Annotated in this window: 4 protein-coding genes; 1 reads left to right on the top strand and 3 read right to left on the bottom strand. The window is 71.8% G+C overall.

Annotation, left to right across the window (positions count from 1 at the left end):
• Window positions 1-25: 25 nt before the first annotated feature.
• Window positions 26-1714 carry an ABC transporter substrate-binding protein gene (locus tag ADY01_RS31485; RefSeq protein WP_049580132.1) on the bottom strand — a complete coding sequence of 563 codons (1689 nt, stop codon included), beginning with the start codon at window positions 1712-1714 and terminating at the stop codon, window positions 26-28.
• A 63-nt stretch (window positions 1715-1777) separates the two neighbouring features.
• Window positions 1778-2779 (bottom strand): LacI family DNA-binding transcriptional regulator, encoded by a 1002-nt coding sequence (locus tag ADY01_RS31480; protein ID WP_049580131.1) that lies wholly within the window; start codon window positions 2777-2779, stop codon window positions 1778-1780.
• A gap of 452 nt (window positions 2780-3231) precedes the next feature.
• Between ADY01_RS31480 and ADY01_RS31475 the strand changes: the two genes are divergently transcribed.
• Window positions 3232-4200: a TIGR03557 family F420-dependent LLM class oxidoreductase gene (locus tag ADY01_RS31475; RefSeq protein WP_049580130.1), complete on the top strand. Its 969-nt coding sequence runs from the start codon at window positions 3232-3234 to the stop codon at window positions 4198-4200.
• 47 nt (window positions 4201-4247) lie between these two features.
• Here ADY01_RS31475 and ADY01_RS31470 read toward each other — a convergent pair.
• On the bottom strand, window positions 4248-6197 hold a 1950-nt coding region (locus tag ADY01_RS31470; protein WP_324613427.1), incomplete at its 5' end, for a Dyp-type peroxidase.

Here is a 6197-nt window from a genome sequence, read left to right as displayed (position 1 = left end):
GGGCAGGGGACCGGCTGTGCCGGTGTCAGTCGGCCGCGTTGGCCGGCTCGAGGTGCAGCACCACGTCCAGCGCGCCGCGCTGGGTGGGCTGCGGAGGCGCGTAGGGGTCCTCCTCGGTCGGCCAGCCGACCCAGTTCTTCTCGCTGTACTCGGCGCCGATGGGCCCGGCGACGGTCGGGATCATGGGCACCTCCTCGACGAGGATGCGCTGGAGCGTGTACAGCGCCTCGGTGCGGGTCTCCTCGTTCGTGGCCTCGGCGTAGTCACGGAGCGCCTGGTCGGCCTCCTCGCTCTGGAAGCGGCCGAAGTTGCCCGCGGGGGACGCCTCGCCGATCGGCTTGTAGTTCGCCCCGTCCATGATGTGCTGGTACATGTCGTACGGGGTGGCGCCGGTGTTGGTCCAGTGCAGGGTGGCGTCGAAGCCGCCGGCGTTCACCGCGTTGGTCCAGGCGTCGACGGTCTGGGTCTCGACGGTGGCCTCGATGCCGATCTCGGCCAGGTTGTCGGAGATGATGGACAGCGCCGTCAGGTAGTCCGACCAGCCGGCGGGGTCGATCAGGGTCAGGCTGACGGGCTCGCCCTCGGGGGTGTTGAGGGTGTCGCCGTCGAGCTCGTAGCCGGCGTCCTCCAGGACCTGGCGGGCGCCCTCGACGTCGATCTCCTGCGTGGTGCCCTGGTATTCGGGCGCGAGGAACGACTCACCGGCGGGCAGCGGCAGGCCGGTCGGGTTCTCCAGCGCCGGGTAGAGGCCGGCGTGCGCCTGCTCGTGGATGGCCTGGCGGTCGATGACCATGCTCATCGCGCGCCGCAGCTCCGGGTCGTCGAACGGCTCGCGCTCGTTGTTGATCCAGAGCCCGTGGATGCCGAGGCCGGTGGGGAACCAGAGCTTGTGGTTCTCGGGGTCCCGGTTGATGAAGACGTTCTCGTAGTCCGGCATGAAGACGAACGACCACTCGCTGTCGCCGTTGGCCAGGGCCGTGGTCTGCGCGTTGTTGTCGTTGTAGGAGGTGTAGCGCAGCTCCTCGACCGCCGGGAGGTCCTGCCAGTAGGTGTCGCGCCGGGTCAACGTCACCGTCTGCGGGGTGAAGGTGTCCAGCACGTAGGGGCCGGTGCCCACCGGCTCCTGGTTCTCGTGGGTCTCCGGCACGTCGATCTCGGACCATATGTGCTCGGGGACGATGTAGGTGTCGAGGATCCGGTTCTGGTTGACGAACTGGGAGGCCCCGAACGAGACGGTGACGGTGTTCCCGTCGAGCACCACGTCCTCGTAGGGGATGCCGATGGTGTTCAGCGCGTCGTTCCCCATCAGGAGCTCGAAGGTGAACGCCACGTCCTCGGCGCTGAACTCCTCGTCGTCGGACCAGGTGGGCCCGTCCTGGATGGTGAAGGACACCTGCCGGAAGTCCTCGGACCACTGCCACTCCGAGGCGAGCCAGGGCTTGGGCTCCTGCTCGGGCCTGACGACGTTCGTCATGGCCAGCGGCTCGTAGATCATGGCCCGGTAGCCCAGCGAGGCGCCGGCCGAGGTGTCCAGGAACGGGTTGCTGTTGTTGGCCTGCGGGCCGTTGGGCATGCCGACGTTCAGGACGCCGGTGCCGCCGCTGCCCGGCCCCTCGGGGCCGGAGGAGCCGGAGCAGCCGGCCAGGACCGCGAGGGCCAGCAGGGCGCTGCCTGCGGTCGTGATGGTGCGGCGCGAACGCGCGCGGACTCTCATGGGGAAACTCCCGGTGGTCTGTGCTGGTGGGAACCGTGCGGTGGAGCGTGTCGGGGGGACCCGTCACCCGGGGGCGGAGGACCGGATGACGAACTCGGTGGGCAGGACGGTGGGAGCCGCCTCCAGCGGGGTCACTCCGCCGAGGTGGTCGAGCATCCTGCGGGCAGCCGCCTCGCCCATGGCCCGCATGGGCTGGCGGACCGTGGTGAGGGGCGGTTCGGTGTAGGCCGCGATCGGGATGTCGTCGAAGCCGATCACCGCGACGTCGTCGGGGACGCGTCTGCCCGCGGCGCGCAGGGCGTGGAGTGCGCCGGTGGCGCTGAGGTCGTTGTGGGCGAAGACCGAGTCGAAGGGGACGCCTTCGGCGATCGCGCGCTCGATGACGGTCTGCCCGCAGCGCACGGTGAAGTCGCCCTCGGCGGTGCGGACGACGGGCTGTGGCACCCCGTGCTCGCGCAGCACGCCGAGGAAGCCGGAGAGGCGGTCCTGGACGCAGCCGAAGTGCCGCGGCCCGGTGATGATCAGGGGGGCCCGCCGCCCGGTGGTGAGCAGGTGGCCGGCCGCCGCCGCGGCGCCCTCGGCGTTGGTGGTGGAGACCGAGGGGAAGTCGGGGCGCTGGCCGCGGTCGTCCACCATGACCAGCGGCAGGCCCTGGCGGTGCAGCGCGGCGATCGAACGCAGCGTGTTCTCCGGCTCGATGACCAGCACGCCGTCGAAGGCGCGGGCGGAGACCTGGCTGGTGAACTGGGCCATCGACACCTCACCGCGGTTGCAGGTGAAGAGCAACAGCCCGTATCCGGCGGCCTCGACGGTGTCCGCGACGCCCTGGAGCACCTCGCCCACCCAGGGCCAGGTCAGTGAGGGCACCAGCATGGCGAGGGTGCGGTTGTTGCCGCGGGCGAGGCCGACGGCGCGGGAGCTCGGCACGTACCCGAGCTCGGCGATGACCGCGCGGACCCGGTCGGCGGTCTCGGAGTCCACCTCACCCTTGCCGTTGAGCACACGCGAGACGGTGGTCTTGCTGACCGCCGCGTTACGGGCGACATCGGCGATGGTGACACGCATGGGACGGACTCCTCGGCACGCTGACCAGGCTGCCGCACGGCACGGGGCGGCAGCGCCGACACCGGTTCCGGAACCGGTTCCGGCGATGTTGCGTGGGAGTTAACCGCTCCGCATCTGAGGCGTCAATAGATCACACCAAATTCTTTTGAGAGCGCTCTACTTGGGAATTCGCCTTCAAGAAGTGAACTGATAAATCCTTTTACTTGGTCTGACCAGCGGGGAATCTTCATGGTCACGACACCCCTCCGCGCGGGGAATCCCACCCATATCCCCCCCAAAAGCCCCCTCACCGCGGCGGCTCGCGCCGGGAGATCGCCGCGCACTGCGCCATCGGAAGGACACGCCGCGCGGCGGGCGGCCTGTCGGCCGGGGCGGCCCGCGCCGGACTGGCACCGTGCCCCAGGGGTAGACGGAAAAGCCGAAAGCGGGAAAAACGGGAAAGAGGAGCGGAGATGCGGATCGGTTACAAGCTCGCGGCCGAGGGGTTCGGCCCGGCCGAGCTCATCCGTCAGGCGGTGTGCGCGGAGGAGGCCGGGTTCGACTTCGTCGAGATCAGCGACCACTACCACCCCTGGCTCGACAACCAGGGGCACTCCCCGTTCGCCTGGACGGTCCTGGGCGCGATCGCGGCCAGGACCGAGCGCATCGGCCTCGCCACCGGCGTGACCTGCCCGACCATGCGGTACCACCCCGCGATCATCGCCCAGGCCGCGGCCACCCTCGCGCTGGTCGCGGACGGACGGTTCACGCTGGGCGTCGGCGCGGGGGAGCGCCTCAACGAGCATGTGACCGGCCGGGGTTTCCCCGCGGCCCGGGTCCGGCACGAGATGCTGCGCGAGGCGCTGGAGATCATCCGCCTGCTGTGGCAGGGCGGGTACCAGTCGTACGAGGGGCGCCACCTGTCCCTGGAGGACGCGCGGGTCTTCGACCTGCCCTCGGCCCCGCCCGTGCTCGCGGTCGCCGCGGGCGGTCCTGAGGCGGCGCGGATCGCCGGAGAGCTCGGTGACGGCCTGTTCGCCACCGAGCCGAAGCCTTCACTGGTGCACACCTTCCGGGAGGCGGGCGGCGCCGGGCCCCGCTACGCCGAGGTGCCCATGGCCTGGGCCCCCGACGCGGGCACGGGGGCACGGGCCGCCCTGGCCACCTCCCGCTGGGCGGTCACCGGCTGGAAGGTGATGAGCGAACTGCCCAACCCGGCCAACTTCGAGGCCGCCTCGAAGACCGTCCGGGAGGAGGACATCCTGAACCAGTTCGCCTGCGGCACCGACCCCGACCGGTTCGCCGAGGTCACGCAGCCCTATGTGGACGCGGGCTTCGACCACCTGGTCCTCCAGAACGCGGGGCCCGACCCGGACGGCTTCATCGACTTCTACCGGCGCGAACTGGACGGGCCGCTGCGGAAGCTGACCGCACGGCACTGACCGCGGCGCCCCCGCGCCACCGTGTCATCGCACCCCCGGGTCACACCTCAGTGCGCCGTGTCCGTGTGCCACAGCACGGTGCCGTCCGCCGCGCGGATCACCACGTCGCCGTCGGTCCGCAGGACCAGGGTGGCCCCCGGGTTCCCGGCGGTGGGGGTGGACCACAGGGCCTCGCCCGCCGCGTTGTGCAGAACCAGCTCTCCCCCGGTCCTGAACTCGCCGCGGATGGCGTCGGGGTCGTTGAGCCGCGAGTCCCACCGCAACTCCTCGTTCTCGTCGTGCACGGTCAGGTCCCCCGTCGAGTCGCGGAAGCGCAGCCTGGCCTTGCCCGAGCTCAGCACCTCGCCCCGCCTGATCGGGTGGGGGGCGGTGATGACCAGCTCCTGGGGCGGCGCGCCGCCGGGCGGGACCTTGCCCGCGGCCAGGTCCTTCAGGGCCGGCAGCGACGGCGCGAAGGCGTAGACGGCGCCCTCGGTCCGCACGAACTGCCGCATGCTCAGCTGGACGCTGTCGGTGGACCCCTCGCCGCCCGCGGGGAAGGAGACCTCGCCCTCCCGGCCGATCATCGTGTCGCGGCCGACCTTCGCCGGGCGCTCGGGGAAGTCCTCCCCGTCGATCCAGGTCTGCTGGACGAACTCGAACTGCGCGACCAGGTCCGCCTGGTAGCAGACGAACATCATGCCGCGCGGCGCGTCCGGGCCGTTGCCGGGGCCGCCGGCCGGGTCGAAGGGCATGCCGAACGGAATGCCCCGGCGCATGATCCGCGTCCCGTCGAGCGCGCCCTTCTGCGCGACGGTCGCCCGGTCCTCGGGGCGCACCTTGAGCCCGTCGCGCGGATTCGTCTTGCGCGCGTGGGAGCACAGCGGCGTGACGCGGCCCTCCAGGTCGTCAGCGAAGCTGACGTCGTTGTCCGTCTCGGCGCCCGGGTGGGCGGGGAGGTCCGTGTCGGGGCTCTTGGCCACCGGCGTGCCCGAGCGCCAGCGGCCGACCAGCCGGGCGGCCAGCCACTCGCTGGTCGCCTCGGGCGGCACCGCGCCCTTGGCCTTGAGGATCTCCAGCTGGTCGGCGACCTGCGCCCACCAGCCGGGGACGTCCTGGCCGAGCCGGCGCACCACGTGGAAGGAGCCCTGGAGCATCCACGGGGGCAGGCCCGGCTGCGGCCGGTTGTCGGTCGGGCCGCCGACCACGAACTCGCCGTGGGGGATGATCCTGGTCCCCGGCTTGCCCTTCTGGTGGTCGGGGTCGTCCGCCTCCGGCTCGTCGAAGTCCCGCACGGCGGGCTGGCTGACGCCGTCCTTGAAGCCGAAGTGCTCCTTGCCGCGGCGCACGCCCTCCAGCGTGGCGCCGTACTGCTCGAAGGCGATGGCCACCCGGTGGGCCGCCGCCTCCTCGTGCTCCACGTCGAGCGCGGCGCGCAGGTCCCCGGGCCGGTCGGCGGCGACGGTGAGGACCGCGTGCACCGGATCGTTCTGGGAGGCGCCGAACAGCCAGCCACCGGGGTCGTTCCGCCCGGTGTCGCCGGTGATGTCCTTGCGCTCCGCGGCGCCCTGCTGGAACGCGTGCTGGGTGGTGCCGAACGGGATGTCGGTGATGGGCGGCCCCCCGATCAGCTCGGTCAGACCGCCGAAGGTGAAGCTGACCGACCGCCACACGGCCTTGAGGTCGGCGGGGTCGGTGCCGGCGGCGACGCGGCGGGCGCGGCTGAAGTTGGCGTTGAACGCGGCCACGTCCCGCGTGCTGGCGACGCGGTGCCGCAGCCGCCCGAGCCAGCGGCGGGCCTTCGCGGCGTCGCCGAAGGTGAGGAAGAGCAGCTGGACGTGGTCCTTCTTGAAGCCGGCCAGGATGTCGCCCTGGATCTCGGCGCTCTCCCGCAGCGGCAGCGGGACGGCCGCCGCGGCGCTCTGGCGCGGGATGGCGGCGCGCGTGGCCGGGGCGGCCGGGGCGGCCTGGGCGTGGTCGGGGTCCTGTCTCTTATACAACTCTCCGAGCCCACGAGA

The sequence above is a fragment of the Streptomyces sp. SBT349 genome, from assembly GCF_001083795.1.
Classification (GTDB): Bacteria; Actinomycetota; Actinomycetes; order Streptomycetales; family Streptomycetaceae; genus Streptomyces.
The sequence above is the reverse complement of the archived record's forward strand: the minus strand, read 5'-3'. Positions and strand labels throughout refer to the sequence as shown.